25 protein-coding genes and 1 tRNA gene are annotated in these 26,629 nt (G+C 48.4%); 13 read left to right on the top strand and 13 right to left on the bottom strand.

All coding sequences use genetic code 11. The annotated features are described in order from the left end of the window. Nucleotides 1–61: 61 nt before the first annotated feature. Entirely contained in the window at nucleotides 62–1,945 is a 1,884-nt protein-coding gene (locus tag QT992_RS20195) for a glycoside hydrolase family 2 TIM barrel-domain containing protein (RefSeq protein ID WP_333340026.1), read from the top strand. A gap of 441 nt (nucleotides 1,946–2,386) precedes the next feature. Next, nucleotides 2,387–3,535: a beta-glucosidase gene (locus QT992_RS20190; protein ID WP_333340023.1), complete on the top strand. Its 1,149-nt coding sequence runs from the start codon at nucleotides 2,387–2,389 to the stop codon at nucleotides 3,533–3,535. A gap of 84 nt (nucleotides 3,536–3,619) precedes the next feature. Here the strand turns inward: QT992_RS20190 and QT992_RS20185 are convergent, their stop codons facing one another. Together QT992_RS20185 and QT992_RS20180 are read right to left on the bottom strand one after the other, a co-directional pair. Next, complete coding sequence (locus tag QT992_RS20185) at nucleotides 3,620–5,065, bottom strand: hypothetical protein (RefSeq protein ID WP_333340021.1); 1,446 nt, start codon at nucleotides 5,063–5,065, stop codon at nucleotides 3,620–3,622. A 63-nt stretch (nucleotides 5,066–5,128) separates the two neighbouring features. Then, nucleotides 5,129–5,983 carry a hypothetical protein gene (locus QT992_RS20180; RefSeq protein WP_333340017.1) on the bottom strand — a complete coding sequence of 285 codons (855 nt, stop codon included), beginning with the start codon at nucleotides 5,981–5,983 and terminating at the stop codon, nucleotides 5,129–5,131. Between the two features lie 222 nt (nucleotides 5,984–6,205). Here QT992_RS20180 and QT992_RS20175 point away from each other — a divergent pair, with 222 nt between their 5' ends. Beyond that, complete coding sequence (locus tag QT992_RS20175; RefSeq protein WP_333340014.1) at nucleotides 6,206–6,697, top strand: helix-turn-helix domain-containing protein; 492 nt, start codon at nucleotides 6,206–6,208, stop codon at nucleotides 6,695–6,697. A 245-nt stretch (nucleotides 6,698–6,942) separates the two neighbouring features. Here QT992_RS20175 and QT992_RS20170 read toward each other — a convergent pair. Further along, nucleotides 6,943–7,015 (bottom strand) — tRNA-Glu (locus tag QT992_RS20170). An 87-nt stretch (nucleotides 7,016–7,102) separates the two neighbouring features. After that, a complete protein-coding gene (locus QT992_RS20165) occupies nucleotides 7,103–8,149 on the bottom strand; it encodes a M42 family peptidase (protein WP_333340009.1) in 1,047 nt (348 codons plus the stop codon). Between the two features lie 178 nt (nucleotides 8,150–8,327). Here QT992_RS20165 and QT992_RS20160 point away from each other — a divergent pair, with 178 nt between their 5' ends. From QT992_RS20160 to QT992_RS33690, 8 genes are all read left to right on the top strand, one after another. After that, complete coding sequence (locus QT992_RS20160; protein ID WP_333157049.1) at nucleotides 8,328–8,702, top strand: hypothetical protein; 375 nt, start codon at nucleotides 8,328–8,330, stop codon at nucleotides 8,700–8,702. A 209-nt stretch (nucleotides 8,703–8,911) separates the two neighbouring features. Then, the gene (locus tag QT992_RS20155; protein WP_445305372.1) at nucleotides 8,912–9,067 is read left to right on the top strand and encodes an RRXRR domain-containing protein; all 156 of its coding nucleotides are present in this window, start codon (nucleotides 8,912–8,914) and stop codon (nucleotides 9,065–9,067) included. 577 nt (nucleotides 9,068–9,644) lie between these two features. Beyond that, nucleotides 9,645–11,273 carry a group II intron reverse transcriptase/maturase gene (gene ltrA, locus QT992_RS20150; RefSeq protein ID WP_333318105.1) on the top strand — a complete coding sequence of 543 codons (1,629 nt, stop codon included), beginning with the start codon at nucleotides 9,645–9,647 and terminating at the stop codon, nucleotides 11,271–11,273. Nucleotide 11,274: 1 nt separating this feature from the next. Continuing rightward, on the top strand, nucleotides 11,275–11,358 hold the full coding sequence (locus QT992_RS20145) for an HNH endonuclease (RefSeq protein WP_333318109.1): 84 nt from the start codon (nucleotides 11,275–11,277) through the stop codon (nucleotides 11,356–11,358). Further along, nucleotides 11,345–12,601: an RNA-guided endonuclease IscB gene (gene iscB / locus QT992_RS20140; protein WP_333340040.1), complete on the top strand. Its 1,257-nt coding sequence runs from the start codon at nucleotides 11,345–11,347 to the stop codon at nucleotides 12,599–12,601. The genes QT992_RS20145 and iscB overlap by 14 nt, the downstream gene beginning before the upstream one ends. A gap of 166 nt (nucleotides 12,602–12,767) precedes the next feature. After that, nucleotides 12,768–14,486, top strand: coding sequence for an ATP-binding protein (locus QT992_RS20135; RefSeq protein WP_333340006.1), 1,719 nt, complete (start codon nucleotides 12,768–12,770; stop codon nucleotides 14,484–14,486). Nucleotides 14,487–14,817: 331 nt separating this feature from the next. Further along, nucleotides 14,818–15,795: an RNA-guided endonuclease InsQ/TnpB family protein gene (locus QT992_RS20130; protein WP_445305371.1), complete on the top strand. Its 978-nt coding sequence runs from the start codon at nucleotides 14,818–14,820 to the stop codon at nucleotides 15,793–15,795. Next, nucleotides 15,761–16,078 (top strand): zinc ribbon domain-containing protein, encoded by a 318-nt coding sequence (locus QT992_RS33690; RefSeq protein ID WP_445305800.1) that lies wholly within the window; start codon nucleotides 15,761–15,763, stop codon nucleotides 16,076–16,078. The genes QT992_RS20130 and QT992_RS33690 overlap by 35 nt, the downstream gene beginning before the upstream one ends. A 178-nt stretch (nucleotides 16,079–16,256) precedes the next feature. On the opposite strand, the gene QT992_RS20125 is transcribed toward QT992_RS33690, so the two are convergent. The 7 genes from QT992_RS20125 to QT992_RS20095 form a co-directional block, all read right to left on the bottom strand. Further along, nucleotides 16,257–18,449 (bottom strand): diguanylate cyclase domain-containing protein, encoded by a 2,193-nt coding sequence (locus QT992_RS20125; RefSeq protein WP_333340003.1) that lies wholly within the window; start codon nucleotides 18,447–18,449, stop codon nucleotides 16,257–16,259. Next, a complete protein-coding gene (locus QT992_RS20120) occupies nucleotides 18,446–19,051 on the bottom strand; it encodes a chemotaxis protein CheC (RefSeq protein ID WP_333316590.1) in 606 nt (201 codons plus the stop codon). The genes QT992_RS20125 and QT992_RS20120 overlap by 4 nt, the downstream gene beginning before the upstream one ends. After that, nucleotides 19,048–19,425 (bottom strand): response regulator, encoded by a 378-nt coding sequence (locus tag QT992_RS20115; RefSeq protein ID WP_333316592.1) that lies wholly within the window; start codon nucleotides 19,423–19,425, stop codon nucleotides 19,048–19,050. The genes QT992_RS20120 and QT992_RS20115 overlap by 4 nt, the downstream gene beginning before the upstream one ends. A 237-nt stretch (nucleotides 19,426–19,662) precedes the next feature. Continuing rightward, nucleotides 19,663–20,193, bottom strand: coding sequence for a tetratricopeptide repeat protein (locus tag QT992_RS20110; protein ID WP_333316594.1), 531 nt, complete (start codon nucleotides 20,191–20,193; stop codon nucleotides 19,663–19,665). 272 nt (nucleotides 20,194–20,465) lie between these two features. Continuing rightward, nucleotides 20,466–20,822: a 50S ribosomal protein L20 gene (rplT, locus tag QT992_RS20105; protein WP_006634165.1), complete on the bottom strand. Its 357-nt coding sequence runs from the start codon at nucleotides 20,820–20,822 to the stop codon at nucleotides 20,466–20,468. A gap of 19 nt (nucleotides 20,823–20,841) precedes the next feature. Further along, the gene (gene rpmI / locus QT992_RS20100) at nucleotides 20,842–21,039 is read right to left on the bottom strand and encodes a 50S ribosomal protein L35 (RefSeq protein ID WP_006634164.1); all 198 of its coding nucleotides are present in this window, start codon (nucleotides 21,037–21,039) and stop codon (nucleotides 20,842–20,844) included. Between the two features lie 35 nt (nucleotides 21,040–21,074). Further along, nucleotides 21,075–21,269, bottom strand: coding sequence for a hypothetical protein (locus tag QT992_RS20095; RefSeq protein WP_333316596.1), 195 nt, complete (start codon nucleotides 21,267–21,269; stop codon nucleotides 21,075–21,077). Nucleotides 21,270–21,794: 525 nt separating this feature from the next. On the opposite strand from QT992_RS20095, the gene QT992_RS20090 reads away from it, so the two are divergent. Continuing rightward, a complete protein-coding gene (locus QT992_RS20090; protein WP_333316598.1) occupies nucleotides 21,795–21,953 on the top strand; it encodes a hypothetical protein in 159 nt (52 codons plus the stop codon). Nucleotides 21,954–22,048: 95 nt separating this feature from the next. On the opposite strand, the gene QT992_RS20085 is transcribed toward QT992_RS20090, so the two are convergent. Both QT992_RS20085 and pdhA read right to left on the bottom strand, forming a co-directional pair. Continuing rightward, nucleotides 22,049–22,501: a clan AA aspartic protease gene (locus QT992_RS20085; RefSeq protein WP_333316600.1), complete on the bottom strand. Its 453-nt coding sequence runs from the start codon at nucleotides 22,499–22,501 to the stop codon at nucleotides 22,049–22,051. A gap of 241 nt (nucleotides 22,502–22,742) precedes the next feature. Continuing rightward, entirely contained in the window at nucleotides 22,743–23,780 is a 1,038-nt protein-coding gene (gene pdhA, locus QT992_RS20080; RefSeq protein WP_333316602.1) for a pyruvate dehydrogenase (acetyl-transferring) E1 component subunit alpha, read from the bottom strand. Nucleotides 23,781–24,225: 445 nt separating this feature from the next. On the opposite strand from pdhA, the gene QT992_RS20075 reads away from it, so the two are divergent. Continuing rightward, the gene (locus QT992_RS20075; RefSeq protein ID WP_333339998.1) at nucleotides 24,226–26,544 is read left to right on the top strand and encodes an IMS domain-containing protein; all 2,319 of its coding nucleotides are present in this window, start codon (nucleotides 24,226–24,228) and stop codon (nucleotides 26,542–26,544) included. Nucleotides 26,545–26,629 lie beyond the last annotated feature (85 nt).

Raw genomic sequence — 26,629 nt, 5'->3', positions numbered from 1 at the left:
ACTTGTCAAAGTCAGGGCAATTGTCGTTAACCTATATATATAACTTCAGGTAGATGTGCCGATGAGTTGGTTAGGAAGAGCACTAGAAAATTGCGAAATTGAAGAGTCTTCCACTCTTGATAGTAAGGTGACTGTTCAAGGGCGGAAAACAGGTTATCCGCGCCCCCAATTGCGCCGGAGCAACTGGATTTGTCTCAACGGTCAGTGGAGATTTGCTTACGATGACGCAGGCCGCTGCGTGCAGCCGATCGATATTTCTGAGTGGACTCACACTATAGAAGTGCCGTTTGCTCCAGAATCGGCAAAAAGCGGGATCGGCGACACGAATTTTCACGCCAACTGCTGGTATGAACGCGAATTTGACGTACCCCACACAGAAGGCAGAGTTCTCCTCCACTTTGGGGCCGTAGACTACCGCGCCCGCGTCTGGGTGAACGGTCAGTATGTCATCGAACACGAAGGCGGACACACTCCTTTCAGCGTAGACATTACACCAGTTGTAAACCTCAACGGGCCACAGCGGGTGACAGTCTGGGCCCAGGACGACCCACAAGATTTGGAGCAACCGCGCGGCAAGCAAGACTGGCAAATAGAGCCCCACAGTATTTGGTATCCGCGCACGACTGGCATTTGGCAGACAGTCTGGGTAGAATTGGTGCCTCACACTTATATCGAGCGCATCCGCTGGACTCCCCAGTTTGAACGCTGGGAAATCGGTTTTGAAGCGTTTGTCGCCGGCGATCGCCAGTCGGGAATCCAAATTAAAGTTAAACTGTCGATCGGCTGTATGCTGCTGGTCAACGACACCTACGAAGTCATCAACGGCGAAATCCACCGTCGCATCGCCCTCTCCGACCCTGGTATCGACGACTACCGCAACGAATTGCTGTGGAGTCCCGAAAAGCCCACGCTAATCAACGCTCAAGTGCAGTTGTGGGCCGACGGCAAACTACTCGACGAGGTTAAATCTTATACCGCCATGCGGACGGTCAGCATCCAGCGCGATCGCTTCATGCTAAACGGCCGCCCCTACTATTTGCGACTGGTGCTCGACCAAGGTTACTGGCCCGACACCATGATGACCGCCCCTTCCGACGAAGCTTTGCGCCACGATGTCGAATTAGTCAAAGCAATGGGTTTCAACGGCGTCCGCAAGCACCAAAAAATCGAAGACCCCCGATTTTTGTACTGGGCTGACGTGCTCGGGCTCCTAGTTTGGGAAGAAATGCCCAGCGCCTACCGCTTCACTCCCAAAGCCGTGCAACGGCTGACGCGGGAGTGGACGGAAGTCATCGACCGCGACGCCAGCCACCCCTGTATCGTAGTCTGGGTGCCGTTCAACGAATCTTGGGGAGTTCCGAATTTAGTCGAAGCCGCAGCCCACCGCAACTACGTGCAAGCGCTGTATTTCTTGACCAAAACCCTCGATTCGACTCGCCCCGTCATCGGTAACGACGGCTGGGAAAGTATCGATACCGACATCCTGGCGATTCACGACTACGACAACAACCCGCAAACCCTAGCCAAGCGCTACGGGCCCGAAGTCCAGCTAGCCGATTTGTTTAATCGCGGGCGTCCCGGCGGGCGAGTCCTCACCCTCGACGGCCACCCGCATCAAGGACAGCCGGTGATGCTGACAGAATTCGGTGGCATCGCCTGCGCCGGTCGCGAAAACCCCGATTTTTACAGGGTTTGGGGCTACGTGCGCGCGGAGGACACGCTGGAACTCCAAAGGCGCTACAGCGCGCTGTTGAAGGTGGTAAACCGAGTGGAAATGTTCAGCGGATTTTGTTACACGCAGTTAACCGATACTTACCAAGAAGCTAACGGTTTGCTGTATGCCGATCGCACTCCCAAGTTCCCCCTAGAGGTCATCTCGGCGGCAACTCTTGGCTGGGATATTCCCGAAGAAAGTTCACAGCCGCCAGCTATTACTCACGGCTAATTGGTGTCAACTTAAGACTAAAACCTTTGAGAAATCTCGCTTATACCCGAGTTGAGATCCCCCTAAATCCCCCTTAAGAAGGGGGACTTGAAGACGTTTCCAGTCCCCCCCCTTAAGAAGCAGGGCTGTTTCATTCTCTTGTAGGGGCAGCCCCCCGTGGCTGCCCCAATCTCTGAAACACGAGCAAATCGTGGATGGGGAGGGTAGGCACGGGGGCACTACCCCTACAAAATCATCGTTTTCTTGAGAATGAAACCGCCCTGCCTTAAGAAGGGGAAAAGGCAGAACGTGCAATGATGTTCGCTTTTGAAACTTGAAGACGTTTCCAGTCCCCCCCTTCGTAGGGGCGGTGCCCCCGTGCCCGCCCTTGGCGCCAGGGGGATCTGGCGTTAATAGTCAAACAGCAGTCTGTGACAGGGTTTGACGTGTTTGTTGATACCCATGCCCCATTACCCATTACCCATTCGATCGATGTTTCAAAGTTTTTTCATGGGCGGCTTTGAATGTTCCACCCACAAATTGCTATCAGGAAAGCGTCTCGATGTCACAGCCGCCACCGGCCACGATAAATTTGTAGCAGCCGACTACCAACGCTTGCAGCAGCAAGGCATTTACACAGTCCGCGAAGGCCTCCGCTGGCACTTAATCGAACAGACACCCGGAAAATACGATTTTTCCAGTTCCCTGCCAATTATCCGGGCCGCCCGCGACATGAAAATGCAGGTAATTTGGGATTTGTTTCACTACGGCTGGCCAGACGATATTGATATTTTCAGTCCCGAATTTGTGTCCCGGTTTGCAAGCATGGTGCGCGCTTTTATGGAAGTGCTAACTGAGGAAACAGACCAAACACCTTTCGTGACACCTGTCAATGAAATTTCATTTATTGCTTGGGCCGGCGGCGATGTCGCCTACATCAATCCGTTTGCAAAAGGGCGGGGAGACGAGCTAAAAATCCAGTTAATCAAAGCTTCGATCGCAGCGATAGAATCAGTTTGGGAAGTCAATCCCGGCACCCGGATCGTTCAAATAGACCCCACAATTAACATTATTGCTGACCCTGACAAACCGGAGGATCGGGACGCAGCGGAAGGTTATCGCTTATCTCAATATCAAGCTTGGGATATGTTGGCTGGACGTTTTCGCCCGGAACTCGGCGGTAAGGAAAAATATCTCGATATTATTGGGGTGAATTATTACGATCGCAATCAGTGGATTCACAATGAAGAGCCGATGAAATACACCGATCCGCTGTACCGCCCGTTTCGTGAAATGCTGCAAGAAGTGTTTGAGCGCTACGGCCGCCCCTTATTCATAGCAGAAACGGGTACTGAAGACGATTTTAGACCTGTCTGGTTTAATTATGTGTGCACTGAGGTAGCGGCGGCGATGAAAGCAGGAGTTCCGATAGAGGGAATCTGCTTGTATCCGATTGTTAACCATCCGGGTTGGGACGACGACAGGCACTGTTACAATGGTTTGTGGGATTATTGCAATGAATCGGGCGATCGGGAAATTTACCAGCCTTTGGCGGATGAATTGCAGTTTCAAAGGCAGCAGATTGAACCGTTGCTGAAGTCGCGCGATTGATAATTGCTTCTGTAGGGTGCGCTTCGGCGCACCTTATACTAAATCTGCGTTAACAATACTAAATTTGATTTCCTTTGTATTCGCTCAACCCAGCATAAAAGAGTCAAGCTCATCTACATTGTGAATAATCTTGGCATCAGGAACGCCATAGGCTTCAGCTAATTCGATACTAGCTTGCAATCTCAAGTCAAGGTTTAAGTTACGATCGAAAGCTGCTTCCGCTAAGTTACCTAATCGTTCATAGGTAGCAACAAGATTAGCAACGGCTGCCTTATAAGCGCGATCAATTTTAGCGAGGGACTGTTGATAATATTGTTCCACTTGTCGAGCAAGATGAGTATCTTGTCCCAATAACTGCTTGCAAAAACCAGTCACGATTCGACCCGCGATCGCACCAATGACAGCGCCAACAACAGGAATCGGAATCAAAGCTTGTCCGATAGTAGCTCCAGCAGCAACAATGGCTGAATCAGCACAAGCAAATAAACTTAATTCAACGAATTGATCGGCAGTAATTTCCCCTCGGTTCAAACTACCCACTAAACTAGCAACTTCCAAGCCTGCACTAACAAAAGCACCAGCTAAAGGTGCAGACATTTGGGTAAAATTGGTTAACCCATAAATAACTGTTGCCGATATACCACTAAGTGCAGCTCCTTTTGCGGTATCAATTCCAATTTCTTGCCAGTCTTCGGGGGTTAACTCACCCTTAAAAACGTTTTTACCTTGCTTATACTTAGCGTAAAGCTTAGTAGCAAATCGAATACTACCACCAATAACGGCGCCTTTAACAGCAACGTTACCAAAATCAGCCAGAGTAGGTTGAGCCTCGTAGCGTATCCCATCCTTAATTTGTTTGTGTTCTTGCTTTAATTCATGCTCTTTGCGGTCTAGCGTCTCGTCAACTTTGCCTATTTGCACATCTTCATAGTTAGACGATCCAGCTTGAACAGTCTGACTGAAAGGACGACCAGACATCTGCTCTATTTCTTGAGCTTTTTCTTGTATTTTTTGAGCAGTACGACTTGTTATTCCCTCGACTTGTTGCCCTTTCAATATTTTATCAATAATTTCATATTGGTTTTTAGGGATATGGTAATATGACCCATCTCTGCCAAAGTTTTCGTATTTCTTCATGTGGTCGAGAACGTGGTCTAAATTATTGCCAACCCCATTCACAAATTTAGACTGTACTTTAATACCATCAATTAAATAATCTTCCGGTGCTGTTCTACCCACTCCCTCAAAAGTAGCGCGAGTTTCAGAGGAGTTCAAAAGAGATTTTGCATTGCGAATACCAACTTCCACTTGCTCAGCTATTTCACCGTGTTTTGTGCTTGTGTTTCCCAGAATTTTTTCGGGACTACCTACAAAATCACGAACTTTATCAATCTCTCCGACCGCTGCAAAAAACGCTCGGTCTTGTTTACTGAGTTCCGTTTCAAGCTGTTCTGCATGGCGCAGATTTTCCTGGGCTACTATTGCAGCAACGAATTGAGTTGTCAGATGTCTATCTTCTCTGTTTTCCATGTTTAAAAAAATGCAGCATTACTCCCTAATTGCTAGAGCCTAATGCTGCACTCCAAATTATAATTACATTGTCAGGTTTACAGTCTTTTTAATAGACTCGCTCAGGGAAGTAATCGAATTGATTAAAGTCCCCAGCCTTTGTTTGAGAGCTTGGCTAAAATTCAGGTAATTTAAAGGTGCATTCTGCTTGAAGTATTGCAGTTCACTTTGAATCAAGTTAGCTAGTTTGACAGTTTCCCCCTCCAGAAGATTGACTTCTTTCTTGGTTATGTTGACTTTAGCTGTGTCACCTTCAATTTCAAGAGCGCGGTTGTTGGCTTCGTTCCCAATTTTCTCATTCTCGCTATTTGTCCAAAAAGCACTACCAGCCAAAGCTACACCACCAATCCCCCAGCCAATCGGCCCTGCTAGTGCCAGCAGTGCATTTCCAGCCACCATACCGCCACCACCCACAGTAAGAGCGCCACCTCCTAACCAGGCTAAAGCAGCATTAACGGCGGCTGCACCGGAAAGAGAAGCAATCGCAGTACCTGTTGAGGCTGTTCCAAAAGTTGTGGCAATTGCCATTGCGGCTGCTGGCCCAAAACAGGCAACTCCTGCTCCAGCCATGACTCCTGCACCACCTGCTGCGGCGGCTACATTGCTGTTATGAGCCGAATAAATTAGATCCCAATCTTTGCCAGTAATTTCCTTGAGCTGAAACTTCAGTTTTGTAACGACTTTGCTAAACTCTTTTGGCGAGTTGGCCAAGGTGTTAATGTAATTTTCGCATAGTTGGATGATCTCAACCCCACGATTGACTCGCGTTTGATAAAGACTTCCAGCGGCATTTTGTAAATACTCACAATCTCTTTGGTACTTTTCTACTGCACGGCGCAGTCTATCTTGTGCCTCTTTTTTGTATTCGTGGTTAAACATTTACGGGTAAATACCTAATTATGAGGAGTTTGTGTTGATAACTCTGTCGAGCAGAAAACGGCACCTCGCAAGAAGTGAGCCTTGCCAGAATTTCCTGTGTAAAATTAATCACGATCCTGCTTTCCCTGATCTTAATCTAACTACCTTTAACAAAGAAACTAATCAGCATTAGGAATTGTGCTAGACTTTGATTATAAAAAATCCAGAAACCTATCCCCTGCAATGGCATCCTCTAACGATCGCTTCTCCGAAGCTGCGCGCGACTGGGACTTAGAAACTCTTTACACAGACCTAGCATCCGCCAAGGGAAAGCGGCTCACGCCCACAGAGAAACAACATTTACGGGGTCTACTCTGCGGCTACAGTCCCGCCGAAATTGCCGAAAGGCTCAGTAAAAACCCCAAGGGAATTGCGGTAGATTTTTGTAATACTTTATACCAATATGTAAAAAACCTTGTAGGTAAAGCTGATGAAAAGGTAGAAAACTGGAGGAAGATTTGTGAATGGCTGGAGGACGCAGGATATAAAACTCAGTCGTCTCCCGAACCTGAATCAGAGGATTGTTTATCGGCAAAAATTATAATAAAAAAAGCAAATGTAGTTCTTGAGAAAAATCAAATCATAGTTGATATAAACCTGCGAATAGTGGCCTCCTCACCTTCAGAAATTCCCATTATAGAAAAGTTTGATATCAATCGCAATGGTGCAAACTAAGGAAAGTGCGATCGAACTGAGATGTTGCACCATTCTCAATTACTTGTTTATGAACAGGCTTTTCGGCCTGTTCCACAAGAAAATTCACTTTTTGTGGAACAGGCCGAAAAGCCTGTTAAGCGAGAATGGTGCAAGATGTGCGATCGAACGCATCAACTTAATGTTAGTCCTAATAGCAATAAGGGCGGGCAAAATGCCCACCCCACATACTAGATATCGCTTTGATATCAGACTTAAATTTTTAATACCCCCAGGGGAATTCGAATCCCCGTCGCATCCGTGAAAGGGATGTGTCCTAGGCCTCTAGACGATGGGGGCGCGTCGTTGCGTTTGCTTGTGTTCCGCACCTTTATTACCTTAACTAATCTTTCCCAATCTGTCAACTACTTTGCGAAACTTTTTTTTCTACTCGTCCCAAAGCACGTCACAGTAGGCTTTGAGGATGGCGGCGCAATTGCCGATCGCCCCGAGATGAGCAATTTCAAAGCCGTGGGTGTTCTGGGTGGGGAAAGCCAAACAAGCGGCGCGGGCTACGTGGCCGAACTTCATGGCGATCGAAGCATCGCTTCCAAAACCGCTAATTACCGCCAACTGCACCTCTACATCGGCTGCTGTGGCGGCTGCGCGCAATTGCGCGTTCAATCCTTCATCGTAGACTCCGTAGCCGTCCTGAACCAGCAAAACCGGGTTTTCGCTGTCACGAATCGGGTATTCCGGCGCCAGAGGGCAAATTTCCAAAGCGATCAGCGCGTCCAACGGCTGGCGCTGCGTGAAATACAAAGCTCCGATCGCCCCAACCTCCTCCTTCGCCGACGCTACCAAATAAACATTCACCGCAGGCTCTTTCAAACATTCCGCCAGAGCCAGCAAAATCGCGACTGAAGCCTTGTTGTCCAGAGTGTAGCTCGCGATCCAGTCCTTCAACCGCAGCGGGCGCTTGCGGTGCTTTCCCACCACCATCCGCGTGCCCGGTCGAATTCCGGCCTCGGCTAATTCCTCGGCGGTACACTTAGTTTCGATCCAGGCATTTTCCCACTTTAAACAAACATCTTCCTGCTGAGCTTTCTGAGGAGATTCGTGAGAAACATGGCGGGAACCGAAGCTGAGAATGCCGCTAATTGTTTGCTTGTCTCCGAGCAAATCCACCACGCCTTCGCCGTAAACCCAAGGAAATGCACCGCCCAATCTGCGGACTTCCACGCGGCCACTCTCGCCTATTGTTTTAACTAGGGCCCCAATTTCGTCTTTGTGGGCGGTAATGGCGATCGACTTTTCGGGATTGCGACCCTTAATTAGGGCGATCGCATTGTCCGCGCGATCGAGCCAAGCATTCACTCCCAGGGCGGCGAATTTTTCCATCAACCGCTGGTTAATTTCCGATTCCGCACCGCTGGGTGAGTGCAGCATTACTAATTCTTCGATTGTTTGGAATAGGCGATCGAACTCTAACATTTTTTATTTTCGTTTTTAGGAGCGAATTTTGACGACATATATTAAAGCACATTTACCCACTATTTCCCGGCGGTACACTTAGTTTCAATTCAGGCATTTTCCCACTTGAAAGAAACATCTTCCTGCTGAGCTTTTTGAGGAGCGTAGGAATGAAGCAATTGGAGGCCGCAAAGGGCCATTGAGTAACAAGATTCATGCGATCGCGTGGATGCGTTGGGCAATCCGTTGGAGTTTCACCTCACCCCCCGACAAACTGGTGACGCGAGCAGGAGGCGACCAACTGCAGCCATTACTGGTGGCGGATACACTGCTGGCTAACAAGGGCTATGATCCAGATCAGCGTGTGATTGACCGCCTCAATGCCGAGGGGAAGATCACCGTCATTTCACCTCGTCGCAATTGCAAGACCCTGGAAACTTACGATGCTCAATTGTACAAAGCCGGTCATTTGATTGAGAACTTTTTCCCCAAGCTCAAGCAGTATCAGGCAATCGCGACGCGCTGTCACCCTAGGGCGGTAAGGAACCCCACGCTTAAAAGCGGGGGCTTTTAGGAAGTCCGGCTCGTTCCGAGCGGTGCAAGAAAAAAGCCCGAACCTTACCAGAGACAGGATTAGACCTACGTTTCTTGAGTCACGACACCGGAAAATGCGACGCTAGTTTTCCGCTCTGTCGTCAAAAGTTAAACAGGATTACGGGGTTAAACCAGTGCTTTTGACATAACAAGCTCAGGAAACATTCTCGAAGCGAACATTACCCAGCAATGGAGGACTTGGTGTCTAATTTCGTTTTTGTAATTGATACCCATAAACGACCGCTCGATCCAATTCGCCCAGGACTGGCTCGTAAATTGCTAACCACTGGCAAAGCTGCTGTTTTTAAAAGGTATCCGTTCACAATAATTGCGCGACGTAGTTAAGCTACGTGTTATGAGTGGAGAGCCTTCTCTCCCAACGGATTTCGTCCCGTTGTCCCCACGTAAAAGGGTCACGCTACCCCGGTCACGTTAGTAGTAAATAATGAACCTAATGGAATGCAGACCACGAAAGTAGCCTCATCTAACAGCCTCGCGTTGGAAAGGAGCAAGGGGAAGCACGAAAGGGTTAATCACCAGTAACCATCGTTTGTACACTTCGTGATGAATAAAGAGTGAAATAAGGCTGAAACACTCTCACCAAAAGGTAAGTGGGTAGAACTAGAGTTGATGATTCTCTAGTTCGACGAAATATAATCCCACCGGAGCAGAGATGGAACCCGACCCGTGACGAATCTCAAACACATAGAACTGCGGAAAGCCCTATAGGTTCTCAGTACAAGTCGAAGTCTGAGTAAGCCAACCGTAAGGAAAGCAGAATACTTAGAGGGTAAAGGATGCCAGAAAAAGCGAATGCTGTGGGTAATGCCACAGATAGGAGTTCAAGATTTGCTCCAACTCAAAGGAAGCCAAATTCTGGCAGGTATTTAACGATAAACCAATGTAAGGAAATCAAACTTCTGTGAAAGATAGATTCGGTAACGAAATCGGAACAGACGCATTACCTGAGAAATGGGTAGACCTGAATTGGAAAGCTGCTACAAAGGTGGTGAGAAATCTCAGACAGAGGATTTATCGTGCGACTCAGAGGAATGAGTGGAATCAGGTCAGGAGCCTTACTCTACTCATGTTAAAAAGTATGTCCAACCTGCTACTTGCAGTTAGACGGGTCACTCAAACTAACCAAGGGAAGAAAACAGCAGGAGTGGATAACCAACTTGCTCTCAACCCTCAGATGAGAATCCAACTAATACACGAAATCCTGAAGCTGAACCCTTGGAAAGCAAAGCCTGCTAAAAGGATATACATTCCAAAAGCAAATGGTAAAAAGCGTCCTTTGGGGATACCAACTCTCAAGGATAGAGTGATGCAAGCAGTGGTCAAAAACGCACTGGAGCCGAGTTGGGAAGCCTTATTTGAAGCCAACAGCTATGGCTTTCGACCAGGGCGAAGCTGTCACGATGCAATAGAACAAGTTCATACCCGATTACGAAAGGGAGGCGATGAATGGATTCTAGACGCAGATATTAAAGGAGCATTTGACCACATCAGCCACGAATACGTACTCAATGCTATTGGAGAAATTCCTAGCAAAGAACTAATCAAACAGTGGCTAAAAGCAGGTTACGTGGAGGCTAACAAGTTTAACCCAACAGAAACAGGCACTCCCCAAGGCGGTATCATTAGCCCACTTCTGGCTAACATCGCCCTAGACGGACTGGAAGGAGAAGTATTATCCAACCACCAGAAAGTCAAACAGAGCAAGAGTGGGGAATACAAAGGCAAAACCTACTACACAAACAGGTATTATCCTAGATTTGGGTACATCAGATATGCCGATGATTTCCTTGTCACAGCCGAAACAAAGGAAGACTTGGAAGCCGTTATGCCTGAAATAAAGGAATGGCTGAACAAGCGTGGACTAGAGCTAAACGAAGAAAAAACCCGAATCGTAAATAAGCGAGATGGGTTTAACTTCCTTGGTTTTACAATCCGAAGCTACTCAGACGGAACGACGCTCTGCAAACCTCAAAAGGATAAGATGATTGCCAAACTCAGAGAAATTAGAGGATGGCTCAAAAGACACAAAACGGTAAAACCGGAAGAAGTCATCAAACATCTAAACCCTATACTAAGAGGATGGGCGAACTATTACAGGCACTGCTCCAGCAAGGAAATCTTCGCTACATTCAACCATAGAATGATACAAATGCTATGGCAATGGTGTAAAAGACGACACCACCAGAAACATCTCAAATGGGTAAAGAACAAATACTTTACCGTACTGGGAAATGACCACTGGACATTCTTTGCCGACACCAAGGATAGAACAGGAAAAAGAAAGAGACTTTATCTCCTGGATGTAAGTGACATCCCAATCCTGAGACATACAAAGGTTGAAGGCACAGCTAGTCCAGATGACTCAACCAAAGTAGATTACTGGAAGAAACGCCAATCAAAACTGGGTAGTAGCGTATGGGCTAAAGGCTCAAAGCTCTACAAAGTGGCTCAATTCCAGCACTGGAGATGCACGCTCATGCGGAGACTACCTGCTAAACGGAGAACAAATCCACACTCACCACATAACTGAAGTGACAAATGGAGGCACAGATGAAATCGACAATCTTATACACCTTCACCAAATTTGTCACAGGAAGGTTCATGGTACTAAATAACCTCGGAGTCCAAGAATGCCAGAGCCGGATGATGCGAAAGTGTCACGTCCGGTTCGTTGGGGAGGGGGATACGGCGACGTATGCCCTCTTACCCGACCTCAAAGCAGACGTTATAGGACCTCAAAAACCAATCATTCTTAAATTAGACCCTGGTTCCCAAACTACTGGAATCGCATTAGTGCAAGGAGAAAACATAATCTTTGGTGCAGAACTAGCTCACCGAGGACAAGCAATCAAAGCCAGTTTGGAGTCTCGCCGTTCACTGCGTAGAGGTAGAAGAAATCGCCATACCCGCTATCGTCCAGCGAGATTCCTAAATAGGGTTCGCCCTAAAGGGTGGCTAGCGCCAAGCTTACAACATCGTGTCGAAACAACCCTAACCTGGGTAACTAAATTGATGAAACTCGCTCCTATTGTCTCTATTGTTCAAGAACTTGTGCGGTTCGATTTACAGCAACTAGAAAACCCCGAAATTTCTGGAATTGAATACCAGCAAGGCGTTTTGTGTGGCTACGAGATCCGCGAATATTTGTTGAATAAATGGGACAGAAAGTGCGCCTATTGTGGAATTACGGATACACCGCTACAGGTCGAACACATTCATCCCAAAGCCAAAGGCGGATCTAACCGCGTTTCTAATCTTTGCCTTGCGTGCGATGCTTGCAATAAAAAGAAAGGCACTCAAGGTATTGAGCAATTCCTCTCTAAAAAGCCAGAGGTTTTGAAACGGATTCAATCTCAAGCAAAACGTCCATTAAAAGACGCGACAGCCGTTAATTCGACTCGTTGGGCACTGTTTAATCGACTTTGCATGACTGATTTGCCAGTTTCTACTGGCAGTGGCGGCTTGACAAAGTTCAACCGCACTCGATTGAATTTAGCTAAAACTCACTGGTTAGATGCAGCTTGTGTTGGAAAAGTCGAAGAATTAAAGGTGCTGACTTCTCAACCGCTGCTAATAAAAGCAGCAGGACACGGTACTCGACAAATGTGTGGCACAGATCGGTTTGGCTTTCCAACTCGCCATAAATCAAGAAAGCAAATCCATTTCGGCTTTCAAACTGGCGATCTTGTCAGCGCTACCGTCACCGCAGGCAAGAAAGTTGGTTCCTACGTGGGACGAATTCTTTGCCGTGCATCCGGCTCGTTCGACATCGCTACAGCGAAGGGAAGAATAGCAGGAATCAGCCATAAATATTGTCAACCTATTCACAAAAAAGATGGCTATTCCTATGGATTTTGATTCAAGGCGACTGAAGTTGCAGCCGTTTTCCTCCCCATGTCTAAAGCCCGGGGCTTCTCGCTCGTTTTCTGGTGAATCTTCCGGCGTGCGATTCTTCTGGCTGCTGCGGTCATCTGGTTGAATTGATGACACCCCCTAAATTAACTTGACAGTGCCGTAAACTAATATGCCTGACCTCTTGAGCACCTTCTTTTCTAATAATTTCATTCCTCACGGGCATTGTTACCTCTGGAAACCAGGGTTAGTCTGGCTGCACTTAACGTCCGATGCCTTGACTACCCTCGCTTATTACTCGGTGGCGTTTGCCATTGTTTACTTTACGAATGAGCGTAAGGATCTGCCTGCTCACACCGTGATGCTGCTGGTGGGTTTCTTTTTTATCTTTGCCTTATGTGGCACGACGCACCTAATGGGAATAGTGACTCTTTGGCACCCCATTTATTGGGTTTCAGGACTGATCAAAGCTCTCACTGGTGTTTGGTCTTTCTATACATTCACCTTTTTACTGATTCCCTTAATTCCAGTGGCACTCGATGCGCCAAGTCCAGCCCAACTAGCCCTTACAAACCAGGAACTAGAAGAGAGTCGCCGCCGTATCGAGGCGATTAATGTGGAGCTAGAGCAACGGGTGCATGAACGCACTGCCCAACTGGAAGCGTCTAATCGCACGAAAGACGAATTATTGATGCGTGAACAAATAATTCGGGCAGACGCAGAGGCCGCCAACCGTGCCAAGGATGAGTTTCTCTCGATTCTTTCTCATGAACTCAGAACTCCTCTCAACGCGATCTTAGGGTGGTCAACGATGTTACGGCAAAAAAGCCTGAGTGAGGATAAGGTGGCGCGGGCTTTGGAGACGATCGAGCGAAACGCGAAGTCTCAAGCCCAGCTCATCGAAGACATCCTCGATGTTTCTCGCATCATCACGGGTAAACTGCGCCTCCAAGTCCGCCCTGTCAACCTCGTGCCGGTGATTGAATCGGCGATTGAGTCTGTAAACTTGGCGGCTGAGGCAAAGTCAATTCGCCTGCAAAGCCGGCTCGATTCTGAAGTTGGCCCGCTCTTGGGTGATGCCGATAGGTTGCAGCAAGTTGTGTGGAATCTACTTTCTAACGCCCTCAAATTTACGCCTAAAGACGGGCGAGTCGAGATTCGTTTGCAGCGGGTTAATTCCCATGTGGAAATTACTGTCAGCGACACTGGGGCAGGCATCAGCTCGGAATTTCTACCGTTTGTCTTCGATCGCTTCAGCCAGCACGACAGCACGACCACTCGCAGTTATGGGGGGTTGGGTTTAGGGTTAGCCATTGTGCGTCAATTAGTTGAATTACATGGCGGGACTGTAACGGTAGTGAGTCCAGGGATAGGACAGGGGACGACCTTTACAGTCAAACTTCCTGTGATGATTATCCATCTACCACCCAGCGATCCAGAGCCATTAAACTCGATCGTCGAGGCGAAGGGGAGGTTTCAGGGCTCGCCGACCCTTGAAGGCTTAAAAATCTTAGTGGTAGAGGACGAGGCTGACGCGCTAGAGTTGCTGAGCACGATTCTCGAAAAGTATGGTGCTGATGTCATGGCTGTTGCTTCGGTAAAGGACGCCTTGACCATTATCGAAACCGCAAGCGATCGCAGCCCCGATGTTTTAGTGAGCGATATTGGGATGCCGGATGAGGATGGCTACTCCCTGATCCGCAAGTTGCGTCAACTTGAAGTGCAGCGGGGCGGTAGGCTACCCGCGATCGCGCTGACGGCTTATGCCCGGAATGACGATCGTCAGCAGGCACTATTAGCAGGTTTTCAGATACATTTGACCAAACCCGTAGATGCTGCCGAGTTAGTGGCGGTGGTTGCCAGCCTCACCGGACGTATAAGCAGATTCTAACCCAGGTGTTCAAGAACAAATGTTGCGTTTGAGATTGACACTCTCGATCGCACTATCTCTTAACCCAGACCACGTAATATGCGATCGATTATTCAGCAAGCCCTAATTATTAGTTGGAGGCTAAAAACACAAACAAGGGTAATTATTGTATCACTGTTTAACTGCACAACAGCTTATCCAACCCATCCTTATATTTGGGTTGATTTATCCTTGATTACAAATATTTCCAAATCCTAATTTATCGAAAAATTGGGTTGAAAACCCCGTCCTTGTAGGACGGCTTTATATTTACCAGAGACACATTCACCACTAAATGTGTTAAAATACTGGAATGCTAACCTTGAATTACCGCTATCGAATCTATCCAAACATCGCTCAAGAACAGTCGCTTTTTGAGTGGATGGACATTTGTCGCGTCGCCTATAACTACGGGCTGCGAGAAATCAAGGATTGGTGCAATAGTCGGAAATGCCTGGTTGACAGATGCTCTATAAGCCATGAGTACATCATAGCTGCGAATGCTCCTTTCCCCAGCGAATTAAAACAACTTAACGCGCTGCCTGGCGCTAAAAAGGTATTTCCCCGTTTGAGCGAAGTACCAAGTCAAGTGTTACAACAGGCACTAAAACAATTGCACAGAGCCCTTGATGGGTTTCAAAAAGTTGGGCATGGGTTCCCTCGATTCAAGAAGTTTGGGCAATTTAAGTCTTTGTTGTTTCCCCAGTTCAAGGATAATCCTGTGACGGGAGCACATATTGCCTTACCAAAATTGGGGTTAATTCCAATTAAACTGCATCGCCCAATCCCACAGGGGTTTGTAGTAAAGCAAGTCCGAATAATCAACAAAGCAGATATTTGGTACGCCTCCATCAATATTCAATGTGATGTTAGCGTTCCCCATCCAATGCCACATGGTCATCCCATTGGGGTAGATGTGGGACTTGAAAAATTTCTGGCAACTAGCGACGGAGTTCTTGTAAAATCGCCCAAGTTCCTGAAAGTAATGCTCCGCAAGCTGAAATTGCTGCAACGCAGACTTTCTCGAAAGAAGAAGCGCTCTAAAAATTACGAGAAACAACGTATTAAGGTTGCTAGACTTCACCACACAGTTGATAACACCCGTAAAGATTTCCACTTCAAACAAGCTCATACCCTTTGTGATGCTGGCGATATGGTCTTCATGGAAGACTTGGATTACCGAATCCTAGCCAAAGGAATGCTGGGCAAACAAATGCTTGATGCTGGGTTTGGGCAGTTCCGAACTATCACCAAGTATGTGTGTTGGAAGCGTGGCAAATTATGCAGGTGAAGTCAGCGCTAGGAGAACTTCTCAGGAGTGTCCTGAGTGCGGTACAGAAGTTAGAAAAGACTTGAGTGTTAGAGTTCATGCTTGTTCTAATTGTGGCTATACAACGGATAGGGACGTTGCCAGCAGTCAAGTGATTAGAAATAGGGGAATAGAACTGCAACGTACCGATGGACAGTCGGGAATCCAAAGCGCCTATGCAGACGGTTTGCCAGGGGTTGAGATATCTCAGTCTAGGTCAAAGTCGAAAACCCGCAAGGGAACAACTAGGAAATCTAAGAAGTGATTCTTAGAAGCTCCGTACCTTCAGGTCGGAGTGATGTCACATATGAGCTGGCTTATTTCTTACTTCTTTAATCCGCAGAGTGACAGAAGAGGGATATCAGGGTTTGGCTCACGGGCTTACAGTGGCATTTTTTTGTGGAGTGCTATAACTACTCAGAATGCACAAATATGGGAATTTGTCAAGCGCTTGTGGGAGATGGTAAATTAGTGTGTGGGAGAGAAAAATCTACAGGAAGTATCGAAGTGCCTGTGCCATTCGCCTTGCCAGCAGGATCGGGCTGGTAAAGTTGGATACGATCGCGCCCAAGTCGTTTAGCTTGATACAGGGCTTGGTCGGCTGCGGCAATCAGAATTTCGGCTCTCGATTCAGATCCAGGAACAATACTCGCTACGCCCAGGCTGAGAGTGACGTACTCGCTCACCTGAGAACCAGCGTGCGGAAGCTGCAAAGCTGCGATTGTGAGCTGTATGTGTTCGGCTACGATCACTGCGCCTTGAATCGAGGTATTTGGCAAAATAACGGCAAATTCTTCGCCTCCGTAGCGAGCTACTAAATCGGCGGGGCGATTGACTGCATCGGCGATCGCCGCGGCGACTTGTCGCAAACATTCGTCCCCGCCTTGATGCCCGTAAGTATCGTTGTAACTTTTAAAAGAATCAATATCGCACAGAATTAGGGACATGGGCGTTTGTTCCCGCGCTTGTCTGCGCCACTCCATTTCTAAATACTGATCGAACCGTCGGCGGTTTGCTAGCTGCGTGAGTGCGTCCGAAGTAGCCAAGCGCTCTAACTTGAGGTTGGCTGCTTGCAACTGCTGGTAGAGTTCTGCTTGCTTGATGGCGATCGCCAACTGGGTGGCCAGAGAAGACAGCAACTCTACTTCCAACTGCATCCACTGCCGGGGACTGCACTGGTGGGCCATCAGCAGCCCCCACAATTCGTCTCCTTGCACTAAAGGCACAACCAAATAAGCTCTCACCGCGAATTGTGCGAGCAAGTCAATTTGATATTGCGGCAAATCGGCGCTCAAGACATCGGCGATCGGTCGGATCGCCCGATGTTGGTACGCTTCGAGATAGAACTCGTCAAAACAGAACTTTTCCAGGGTTTCCCCCAACATCGGCTTGCAGTTGGTCGCTACAGATTCCACTGTTACCGCCCCCGTCGCCGGGGCGGCGCAGACACTGCCCGTACAGGGGTTGAAGCGCACGATCATCACTCGATCGGCCTGAAGGAACTGACGCACTTCTGTCACTGTCGTGCGGAGCACTTCACCCAAATCCAGAGACTGGCGGATATGCTGAGTAATCGTCGCCATCAGCAGTTCTCGTTCGTTCTGCTGCCGCAGCGCCTCTTGTGCCCGTTTGTACTCGGTGATATCTTGAGCGGTGCCGAAAATTTGTTTGGGGCAGCCGTCGGCTGTGCGGGCGAAAACTTGGTCGCGGCAGCGAAACCAGCGCCATTCGCCCGATCGATGTTTGAGCCGATACTCCAACTCCAAAATATGCCCGTCTTGAGTCGAGGGAAATTTTTTCTGGTGGGCTTTGAGCCTCGGCAAATCTTCTGGGTACACCAAACTCGAGTACAAAGCAGTTTGCATCTGTAAAATTTCTTGGGGAGTGTAGCCCAGCAATTTAGAAGCTTGACCGTTGACGTAGACGTTGCGCTGTTGGGTCAAATCGTAGATGTAGAGCAAATAAGGCGCCGCGTCAGCAATTTGCTGGATGAAATGCTGGCTCGATCGCAATTCTTCCTCCACCCGCTGGCGCACTTGCACTTCTTCCAAAGCTTGATCCCGCATTGTGCGGTAAGCTTGGATGCGGTGGGTGAGGTCGGTCACGTCTTGAATCACCAGCAGCGCGTAGAACGATGGGGCATTGACCCCCGGCCATATTGATGACGAAGCTGAGGGTGGAGATTCCCTAGACAAAAAAGCACTTCTTGATGAGCCGACTCCGACACTACCCTCTGGTTCCAACTCAAGAGTATGGAGAATCCAGTCTCTAATCTCCTGTTCTTCAATGCCAGCCTCCAGTGCCGGCACAGCAGTCACAGTAGTTTGCTGAATTCGCTGCTGGCCGTCTTGCCAAGTTGCCGGAATCAGGTGTTTGTGAATTTGAGAAGAAAAAATTGTTGGCGGGCCTCCTGCAAAGATTTGCTTGAAGCGAGTGGCGTACTTTAACTGACTCAGGTGAGGAAAATGGGTTGTGATCTTTGTTCCCAATATTTGGCTGCGGGGAATTTTAGTCCACTCTTCCAGACAAGTGTTCCAAAACAGCACCACAAAATCATCTTGCAGCAAGCAGGCGCCGACTGGTACGCTGTCGAGAACCCCAAACTTTTCCTTAATACTTTTGCTCTCCTCAATCATAGACCCCCGGCAAGTTGATTGATAGCAGTCAACAAGGTGTCAAAGGAATTAACATTGAAAATAAGAATGATATCTCCTTCAATGTGAAGCCTTTCAATCATGAAACTGGTCTGGGCTAATAAAACAACTGTATCAGTAGCTAAACCGCCAGAGATCAGCAAACTAGCAATCGTCCCTTCGCTATAAGTGGGAATTGAATAGTTCAGGCGCTGCTGAAGTACGTTGCTGATTGCACCCATGACCCCATTAATTACAATATTTCCCACTTCACTTAGCGTACCAATTTTGACTGAATCGAGATCCTGAGTTCCTTCTTCCCCTGTGAGCATCGTCACCAGCATAGCAGCGCTGTTTGTGGGAAAGACTAGCTGGGCAATGCCTCCAAAGGAGCCTGTGAATTTGAGCTGGACAGCGGCGATTTGCTCGCCGTTGAGGTGTTGCTCTAACTCTTCTTCCACGTCGATGGGAGTCAGAATCTGAAGGTAGGGGATTTGCAAGCGAATCGGGGAGTCGATCATGTCGTTCAAAACCCCTGCGGCTTGACCGATGCCGATGTTGACGAGTTCCTGCAAAGCATCGAGCTGTCGAGTGCTTAATTTCATTGTGCGCTCTCCTCGCTGACACTCAGAGCTTTTTTGATCCACCCGATTAGTTCGTCTGAGTTGGGCATTTTGTGAATGACTGCCAGGGCTCCGAGTGCCATGCACTCGGAGCGGGTGGTTGCTTGGATGTCTGCGGTAATTACGATCACTGGAATTTTATATCCTCGATCGCGCATGGCTTGCAGGACTTCCCTACCTTCCATTTCCGGCATCAGCAGGTCTAAGAGCATACAGTTTGGGGTTTTAGTGCCGAGCAGTTCTAGAGCTTCTGGGCCGCTGGATGCTTCCCAAGTCTCGTATCCTTCTGCTCGCAGGATTTTGCAGATTACCCTCCGAGTCAACCACGAATCTTCGACAACGAGAATTGATGTCACTACGTTCTCCTCCTTCTATTGTTTAGGACTGACCGACGTTGCAGGTACTGGTTTTATCTTGACAGTAATTTAAAGTGCTGGGACGGTGTGCGATCGAGCTTCACTTGGAATTCCTGTTCTTAAAAACTAACGCATTAATGTGTTGGATAGTTTAGTATCTTGGACTATGTTAAGAAAAAACCCGGTTTCTGAATGAAACCAGGTTTGCGGGATCTCTATTGCTCCTAACAGGGGCGCTCAATTATAGATTACCAAACGCTTCCGAAGGGACTCTACTCGCTGTTTGGCCGTGGTATTGTCTGGCTCGCAGGCGAGAGCTTGTTCGTACATTTCCAAGGCTTGAGCGGTTAATTTCTTGCGCTCGTAGGCGTGACCCAGGTTGTTGAGACAGGTAACGTATTCTGGCTGCAACTTCAGGGCTTCTTTGTACTGGCGGATCGCGATGTCGTACTGTTCTTGGCCGAAGTGTGCAAAACCGAGGGCGTTGTATATAACAGCTTGATTTTCTTCGCCTTCTAAGTCTTTGGCTTTCAGGGCTTTTTGAAACAGTACGATCGCCTGGGAGTAAAGCTTCTTATCTAGATATATACTTCCTAATTCGTAGTATTCCTGTGCTGTTCCTTTTTCTACCGTCAGCTTATTTTCTAAGCGTTCCAGAGACATTTCCAGCTTCCGAGTTTTGAGAATCTGGCGCACCACAAACCAGGAAGTGCTGCCGAGTATAGCGAGCAGGACTGTCAGGTAAAGAATGAGCAAATTACTATCCATGTTTTTCTTAAATTTAGGTATGTCTGTGGAAGGTTTTATTTATTTTAAGGCGCTAGCAATCTCTGAGATGTGCCTCTGCAACTGTATAAAAAACAAGGAAATAGCGATCGACCGGCCCGATCGCGATTTCTGAAAAAGCAAAAATCCAGAAGTAAGAACAAAGAAGGAAACTTGGTCTCAACCTCCTAAATTCATCAGGAGTTTTCCTTCTCTGGCAGACAGTTAAATCTTTCTTACTTCTGCTTTGTGCATTCTGAAAATCAAGCGAACTTTCAGGCTCCGGCTCGATTGGCCATTTCCACAACTTTACCGAATGTTGCGGGGTCAATTATCGCCATTTGTGCCAGCATTTTTCGGTTGATTTCGATGTTGGCTTTCTTCATGTTGCCGATCAGTCTGCTGTAGCTCGTGCCGTGCTGGCGCGATGCGGCATTGATCCGAGCAATCCACAGGCGGCGGAAATCGCGTTTGCGTTTTTTGCGATCGCGATAACCGTTACGCAGGGCCTGCATCACCCGTTGGTTAGCTGTGCGGAACTGTTTCGACTGTGCGCCTCGGAAACCCTTGGCTAATTTGAGAATTTTTTTGCGGCGCGCTCTGGCGACATTACCGCGTTTTACCCGTGTCATCTTTAATTTCCGTTAAACTTTACAAGTATGGAAGCATTAACCGCACGTTAGCATCGTTGGTCTCGTCGATGACGACCAGCTTAGATAGACGGCTTTTGCGAGCTGAACTTTTGTGCTGTAGCAAGTGGCTTTTGTAAGCTTTGCGGCGCACAATTTTACCGCTGCCGGTCGCTCTAAAGCGCTTTGCGGCTGCTTTGCGAGTTTTGAGTTTTGGCATGAACTGGTGTTATTTGGACACAAGCTTATACCGTATCACGTTTGTGCTACTTTCTGCAAGGGAGATTTGCGGTTTGGGGGTAGCGCTGCATTTGCTGCCATATACAGGATGGGCGATCGGGTAATCTTGCGGTAGTTTGCGGGAGTTGACACCTGGTATAAAATGTTATGCCGCACTTGCTGTATCATTAAGCGTTCATAAAATTCCATCTCAAAAAGATTTAGTTCCACAGGTTCCGGCGAGCTGAGCCTTACCTTTCTCGGTGGATTTATTTCGCAATAATTAAACCATAAGTTTCTTGACCACGAATTTCAAAGGTGGTACCCGCCACGTGATTTATCCGTGGAATCAATCCAAAATCGAAAATCGAAAATCACTTATTGCCCCCGCATTTATCCGTGGGGTCGCCTCTAAAATCTAAAATCTAAAATCTAAAATCGATTGACGGACTTTGCAGCCACATATTCAAGTTTTGAGTTTAATCATTACCAACTAGCATCCGCGCTCAAACAATTTAATACGAATTTTATAACTGACTTATATGTTTATATTACACGATATATTTGAGCTATTTAATTAAGAAAAACTAAGAAAGGTTCAAGGCTGTTGAAACCCCCGTGTCGCTTGCATCTGCGATCGGAAGATACGCTCGCTTTCCGCCTCCCGTGTTTTTTTTGTAAATGTGGATGGGGGGTTTACGTCAGCAGTTTTTCATGCTCTGTTTTTTCTGCTTTACTGGGGGGTTCGCTCTTTGAGTGGGTGCATTGTTAGTTAACAGGTTGAGTCAGTGTACCCATCAGGGTGAACGCTCCTACAAGGCAGACAGCGAGACAACATTCTGGCAAATGATGAAGCCGTCGCCAATGAATAAAGATGAGTTTCAAGAATGGTTCTACGGCTACAAGCCTTCATAAACCTTGGAATAGGTGCTGATTAAAAATGCTGATATCATACCGATCGCGGCAGTCGAACATAATAAATAAAGGAGGTATTTAAGCTGGATTGAGTATTAAACTCTCAATACAGGTCTTTCGGGATTTTCGGGATTGGGAACTAGACGCTGATTTTTGCAATCTACCAGCAAATCTAAAGTTTCTAACACAGTTTGACCGATTAGCACCATATCGCCTAAAACCATTGCCGCCTCAATTGTCTCGCGCCCTTCTATTTCAAGGATAACAGGCCCTGTTAATCCCACTGTTTCTTGTCTGCCATCAGCATATTTTGCTATTTCCTGACTCCGAATTCTTAAACCGAGGTGTTCGCAGACTTCTACAGGAATAGCTGTGCGTACTGCGCCAGTATCTATCAGTGCTTCTGCTTCGTACACGCGCAACAGATTGGGATTGAGCAATCCTCTCTTGACTAACTCTTCATCAATGGCATTCGTTAGCTTGACTTTGACTCGAACTGCACCCATATTTTTGCTGGCTTGAGTTAGATCGCGATCGAGATTTATCATATCGCCTCTTTTCGTCTAGAAAGTCTACCTTTGATTCTAGCCGTAATTGATGGTTGTAAGGTTCGCACTGCACACCCTACAAGTAAAGTTTGTACGTAAGTCTTACAGCGCATTTCCGGTTTATGAAGTGCAGTAGGGACAAAGGCTTTCGCCGTGTCCCTACGGGGATATATCACTCTTGTGGGGAGTAGGGGTTGGGCATCCTGCCCGCCCTAAACATACAAGTTAAATGCACCACAGCTTACTCATCTTCTGCATAGATAAACCGATACAATTCGCTAGGATCTGGCTCGGCACTTTTCTCAGCAAAATCGACTGCATCATCAATTACTGCTTGAATCTTATTATCGATCTCTTTCAATTCTTCAGCAGTCGCCAAAGTTCGATCGATCAACTCAGCAGCCAACTTCTTAATCGGATCGCGGGGGAACCAATATTCCTTCTCTTCCTTAGAACGCAACTCATCAGGATCGGCCAAAGAATGGCCGCGAAAGCGATAAGTCAAAGCCTCAATCAAAGTCGGTCCCTCGCCGGCCCGCGCCCGCGCCACAGCTTCTTTGGCCACTTCCCGCACCGCCAAAACATCCATCCCGTCAACCTCAAAACCAGCCATGCCAAAAGCATGAGCCTTCTTGTAAATCAGCGGGTCAGAAGTAGCTCGCTCGTGGGCCATCCCGATCGCCCATTTGTTGTTTTCCACAACATAAATAATCGGCAACTTCCACAAAGCCGCCATATTCAAACATTCAAAAAACTGCCCGTTATTTGCAGCACCATCGCCAAAAAAACAAGCAGTCACGCCATCGGAACTCTCATCCCCCAAAGCTTCGCGGCGGTACTTCGATTGAAAAGCCGCCCCCGTAGCTACAGGAATCCCCTCAGCCACAAAAGCATAACCTCCCAACAGTCGGTGTTCGGCCGAAAACATGTGCATCGAACCGCCGCGGCCCTTCGAGCAACCAGTTTCCTTCCCGAACAACTCCGCCATTACCTCCCGCGCCGGCACGCCCGCGCTCAAAGCGTGAACGTGATCGCGGTAGGTGCTGCTGACGTAATCGGTGTCATCCCGGCGCATCGATCGAATCACGCCAGTAGACACAGCTTCCTGACCGTTGTACAAGTGGACAAAACCAAACATTTTGCCCCGGTAGTACATCTCAGCACACTTGTCCTCAAAATAGCGCCCCAAGACCATATCCTCGTAGAGCATCAAGCCCTCATCCCGAGAAATGTTTACGCTTTGCGCGTCAAAAACTGGTAAAGTCCGTTCCTGAACCATAAATAATTAATACCCGACGATCAGCTTCCTTGACATCTAAATTTAAACCGAGATGGGACACAACCGCAGCCGAAAACGATCGCACCTTTTCTGTGCAGCACTTCACCAATTGTTAAATTGAGTTGGCCATCGGGGCGGATTGCCCGGACTCGGAGAACCAACTCCCATCCAAACCCCATGCCAACCAATGATATAATTCCATTACTCTCAAACCCGAAAATGCTCAAGAGTCAAACAACTCATTTAGCTCAGGGGCAGTGGGACTTTCCATTTTCCTCACTGTAAAACGCTGTAGAGGGAAAAAAATCAGAGGATCTCTACGGTAACTCCAACATACCGTGAATTGGGCGGTTGGAAGCCAACACCAGAATTTTTGATTTGGTTTGCGGGAGTATCTCACTTAAGATAGGCTAATTCAGTTGCTAGCGCTTTGGGGAAGTGGACAGTGTTAATTCCACTAGATTACTACCGGATTTTGGGTCTACCGATTCAAGCTACTGCCGAACAGTTGCAGCAGGCTCACCGCGATCGAACTTTACAGCTTCCGCGCAGGGAGTATTCCGAAGTTGCGATCGTCGCCCGCAAACAACTGCTCGATGAAGCCTGCGCCGTTCTGTCAGACTCAGAGGGGCGCAAAGCTTACGATGCCAGTTTTTTAGCCAAAACTTACGATCGAGAGTCGGAAGCGGCACAGGAAGCCAAGCACCAGAGGTCAAAAACCTCAGCAGGCACGGCCACCTTCCTGCAAGACGCAGGAGAAACCGCTCCGGCAGAGTCCAAGGCTTTAGAGGCTGCTCCCGACCCCCACACTCCAAGTATTGAAATCGATGACAACCAATTCGTAGGAGCCCTGCTCATACTGCAAGAACTGGGAGAATACGAAATCGTACAGAAGCTGGGTCGCCCGTATCTTAACAATGGCAGCATCGCGATCGCAGAAGGTCGTTTCGGCGACCCTCAGCTCGTGAGGCCAGATATAGTTTTAACCGTCAGCCTTGCCTGTCTAGAACTCGGCCGCGAACAGTGGCAGCAAGGTCAGTACGAAAATGCCGCAAAATCATTAGAAGCAGGTCAAGAATTGCTGCTGCGCGAAAGCCTATTTGCAAGCGTGAGGGGTGAAATGCAAGCCGACATATACAAACTCCGTCCGTACAACATTTTAGAGCTATTATCGCTTCCCGAAGAAAAAGTCGCCGAGCGTCGCAAGGGACTGGAAATCCTGCGAGAAATGCTTCAAGAACGAGGCGGAATCGACGGTTCGGGAGACGATCGATCGGGTTTAGGAATAGAAGACTTCCTCCGGTTCGTGCAGCAAATGCGTAAACACCTAACCAGCAGCGAGCAGCAGGCGCTATTTGAAGCCGAAGCCGGCCGCCCCTCCGCAGTAGCCACTTACCTCTCGGTCTACACCCTGTTAGCCCAAGGATTTGCAGCCAGACAGCCATCGATGATCCGTCGGGCAAAGCTGATGCTGATGCAGCTCGGTCGCCGCCAAGACGTTCACCTGGAAAAAGCCGTCTGTTCCCTGCTGCTGGGCCAGACAGAAGAAGCCAGCAGAGCCCTCGAACTCAGTTCGGAAAAAGAACCCCTGGCCTTCATTCGCGAACATTCCCAAGATTCACCCGACTTGTTGCCCGGACTGTGCTTGTACGCCGAACACTGGCTACAAGAAGAAGTGTTTCCCCACTTCCGCGACTTGGCCAACGAGTCAGTGTCCTTGAAAGACTACTTTGCCGACCCGAAAGTACAAGCTTACCTAGAAGCTTTGCCACAAGACGCAGAAACCGCCAACGAATGGGTCGTCGTGCAGCCCCGCGCCGGCAAGCCCCCAGGGCGACTGCAACCGACAGCAGGCCGATCGCCCGCTGCCATACCCCCACAGCCACCCACAGCCAAGCAGGGAGCCAGTACCGTCACCTTGACCCCCGTACCGGGCGACGCTTCTACCGCAGCTTCGGGGGCGAAATCCCAGGGAACGGTGGCCGCGCCTAGCGCTGTTGCCCCCGTCTCTCTCCCGATAGCTACAGTGCCACACCCTGCAGAATCGACTTCCAAACATCGCAGACGCCAATATTCAGGGCGCAGCGGAGCCAGCGGCAAAGGGCTAAAGGGCGATTTTGCCGATCGAGCGCGCACCAAGGCAGCAGAAATTACCGCCCAAGTCAAGTCCATGCCTCCAAACAGGCTGGCTTTGTTTCTAGTCGCAGGTGTCCTGAGCCTGTTACTCCTGTGGTTAATACTCAGTCTCTTGGCTAGCGCGATGCAAGCCCTATCGGGCCCCCTCCAAGGAGAGCAAGCCCTGGTTCGCCTCGAAGAACCGCCGCTGGAAATCCCTGCCGTGGCCCCGGCCCCAGAGCCGAGCGCAGCAGGCGCAGTGTCGGGAGAAATCACTGAGGTAGCAGCAAAAGACTTAGTTCAAAGCTGGCTATCGGCGAAAGCAGCGGCTTTGGGCCCCAATCACGCTGTCGAAGAATTAAAGCAAGTTCTGACAGAACCGGCTTTGTCTCGCTGGCAATTGATGGCAGAAGCTCAACAGCGTAACAACGCGCACCAGCGTTATGTACACAAGCTGGAAGTTAATGGAGTTACCACAAATCCGACTAATCCCGATCGCGCCCAAGTAGAAGCACAAGTCTCGGAAAAAGCCGAAGTGTTCGATCGTTCTCAACTCGTTTCATCGCGTAATGAAAACCTGCGGGTGCGCTACGACTTGATCCGTCAAGAGGGACAGTGGCGGATTATGGATTGGCAAGTGATTAAGTAAGGAATTGTTCAGTTGACAGTTGACAGTTGACAGTTGACAGTTGACAGTTGACAGTTGACAGTTGACAGTTGACAGTTGACAGTTG

The organism is Microcoleus sp. T3_D1 (assembly GCF_036700405.1).
GTDB lineage: Bacteria > Cyanobacteriota > Cyanobacteriia > Cyanobacteriales > Microcoleaceae > Microcoleus.
This window is presented reverse-complemented; position numbering and strand designations above follow the sequence as displayed.

Excerpts from the sequence above, each read along its gene's own strand:
- QT992_RS20195 (WP_333340026.1), top strand. The coding sequence starts at position 62 with ATGAGTTGGTTAGGAAGAGCACTAGAAAATTGCGAAATTGAAGAGTCT.
- QT992_RS20190 (WP_333340023.1), top strand. The coding sequence starts at position 2,387 with ATGCCCCATTACCCATTACCCATTCGATCGATGTTTCAAAGTTTTTTC.
- QT992_RS20185 (WP_333340021.1), bottom strand. The coding sequence starts at position 5,065 with ATGGAAAACAGAGAAGATAGACATCTGACAACTCAATTCGTTGCTGCA.
- QT992_RS20180 (WP_333340017.1), bottom strand. The coding sequence starts at position 5,983 with ATGTTTAACCACGAATACAAAAAAGAGGCACAAGATAGACTGCGCCGT.
- QT992_RS20175 (WP_333340014.1), top strand. The coding sequence starts at position 6,206 with ATGGCATCCTCTAACGATCGCTTCTCCGAAGCTGCGCGCGACTGGGAC.
- QT992_RS20165 (WP_333340009.1), bottom strand. The coding sequence starts at position 8,149 with ATGTTAGAGTTCGATCGCCTATTCCAAACAATCGAAGAATTAGTAATG.
- QT992_RS20155 (WP_445305372.1), top strand. The coding sequence starts at position 8,912 with ATGGAGGACTTGGTGTCTAATTTCGTTTTTGTAATTGATACCCATAAA.
- iscB (WP_333340040.1), top strand. The coding sequence starts at position 11,345 with ATGGTACTAAATAACCTCGGAGTCCAAGAATGCCAGAGCCGGATGATG.
- QT992_RS20135 (WP_333340006.1), top strand. The coding sequence starts at position 12,768 with ATGCCTGACCTCTTGAGCACCTTCTTTTCTAATAATTTCATTCCTCAC.
- QT992_RS20130 (WP_445305371.1), top strand. The coding sequence starts at position 14,818 with ATGCTAACCTTGAATTACCGCTATCGAATCTATCCAAACATCGCTCAA.
- QT992_RS33690 (WP_445305800.1), top strand. The coding sequence starts at position 15,761 with ATGTGTGTTGGAAGCGTGGCAAATTATGCAGGTGAAGTCAGCGCTAGG.
- QT992_RS20125 (WP_333340003.1), bottom strand. The coding sequence starts at position 18,449 with ATGATTGAGGAGAGCAAAAGTATTAAGGAAAAGTTTGGGGTTCTCGAC.
- QT992_RS20120 (WP_333316590.1), bottom strand. The coding sequence starts at position 19,051 with ATGAAATTAAGCACTCGACAGCTCGATGCTTTGCAGGAACTCGTCAAC.
- QT992_RS20110 (WP_333316594.1), bottom strand. The coding sequence starts at position 20,193 with ATGGATAGTAATTTGCTCATTCTTTACCTGACAGTCCTGCTCGCTATA.
- rplT (WP_006634165.1), bottom strand. The coding sequence starts at position 20,822 with ATGACACGGGTAAAACGCGGTAATGTCGCCAGAGCGCGCCGCAAAAAA.
- rpmI (WP_006634164.1), bottom strand. The coding sequence starts at position 21,039 with ATGCCAAAACTCAAAACTCGCAAAGCAGCCGCAAAGCGCTTTAGAGCG.
- QT992_RS20085 (WP_333316600.1), bottom strand. The coding sequence starts at position 22,501 with ATGATAAATCTCGATCGCGATCTAACTCAAGCCAGCAAAAATATGGGT.
- pdhA (WP_333316602.1), bottom strand. The coding sequence starts at position 23,780 with ATGGTTCAGGAACGGACTTTACCAGTTTTTGACGCGCAAAGCGTAAAC.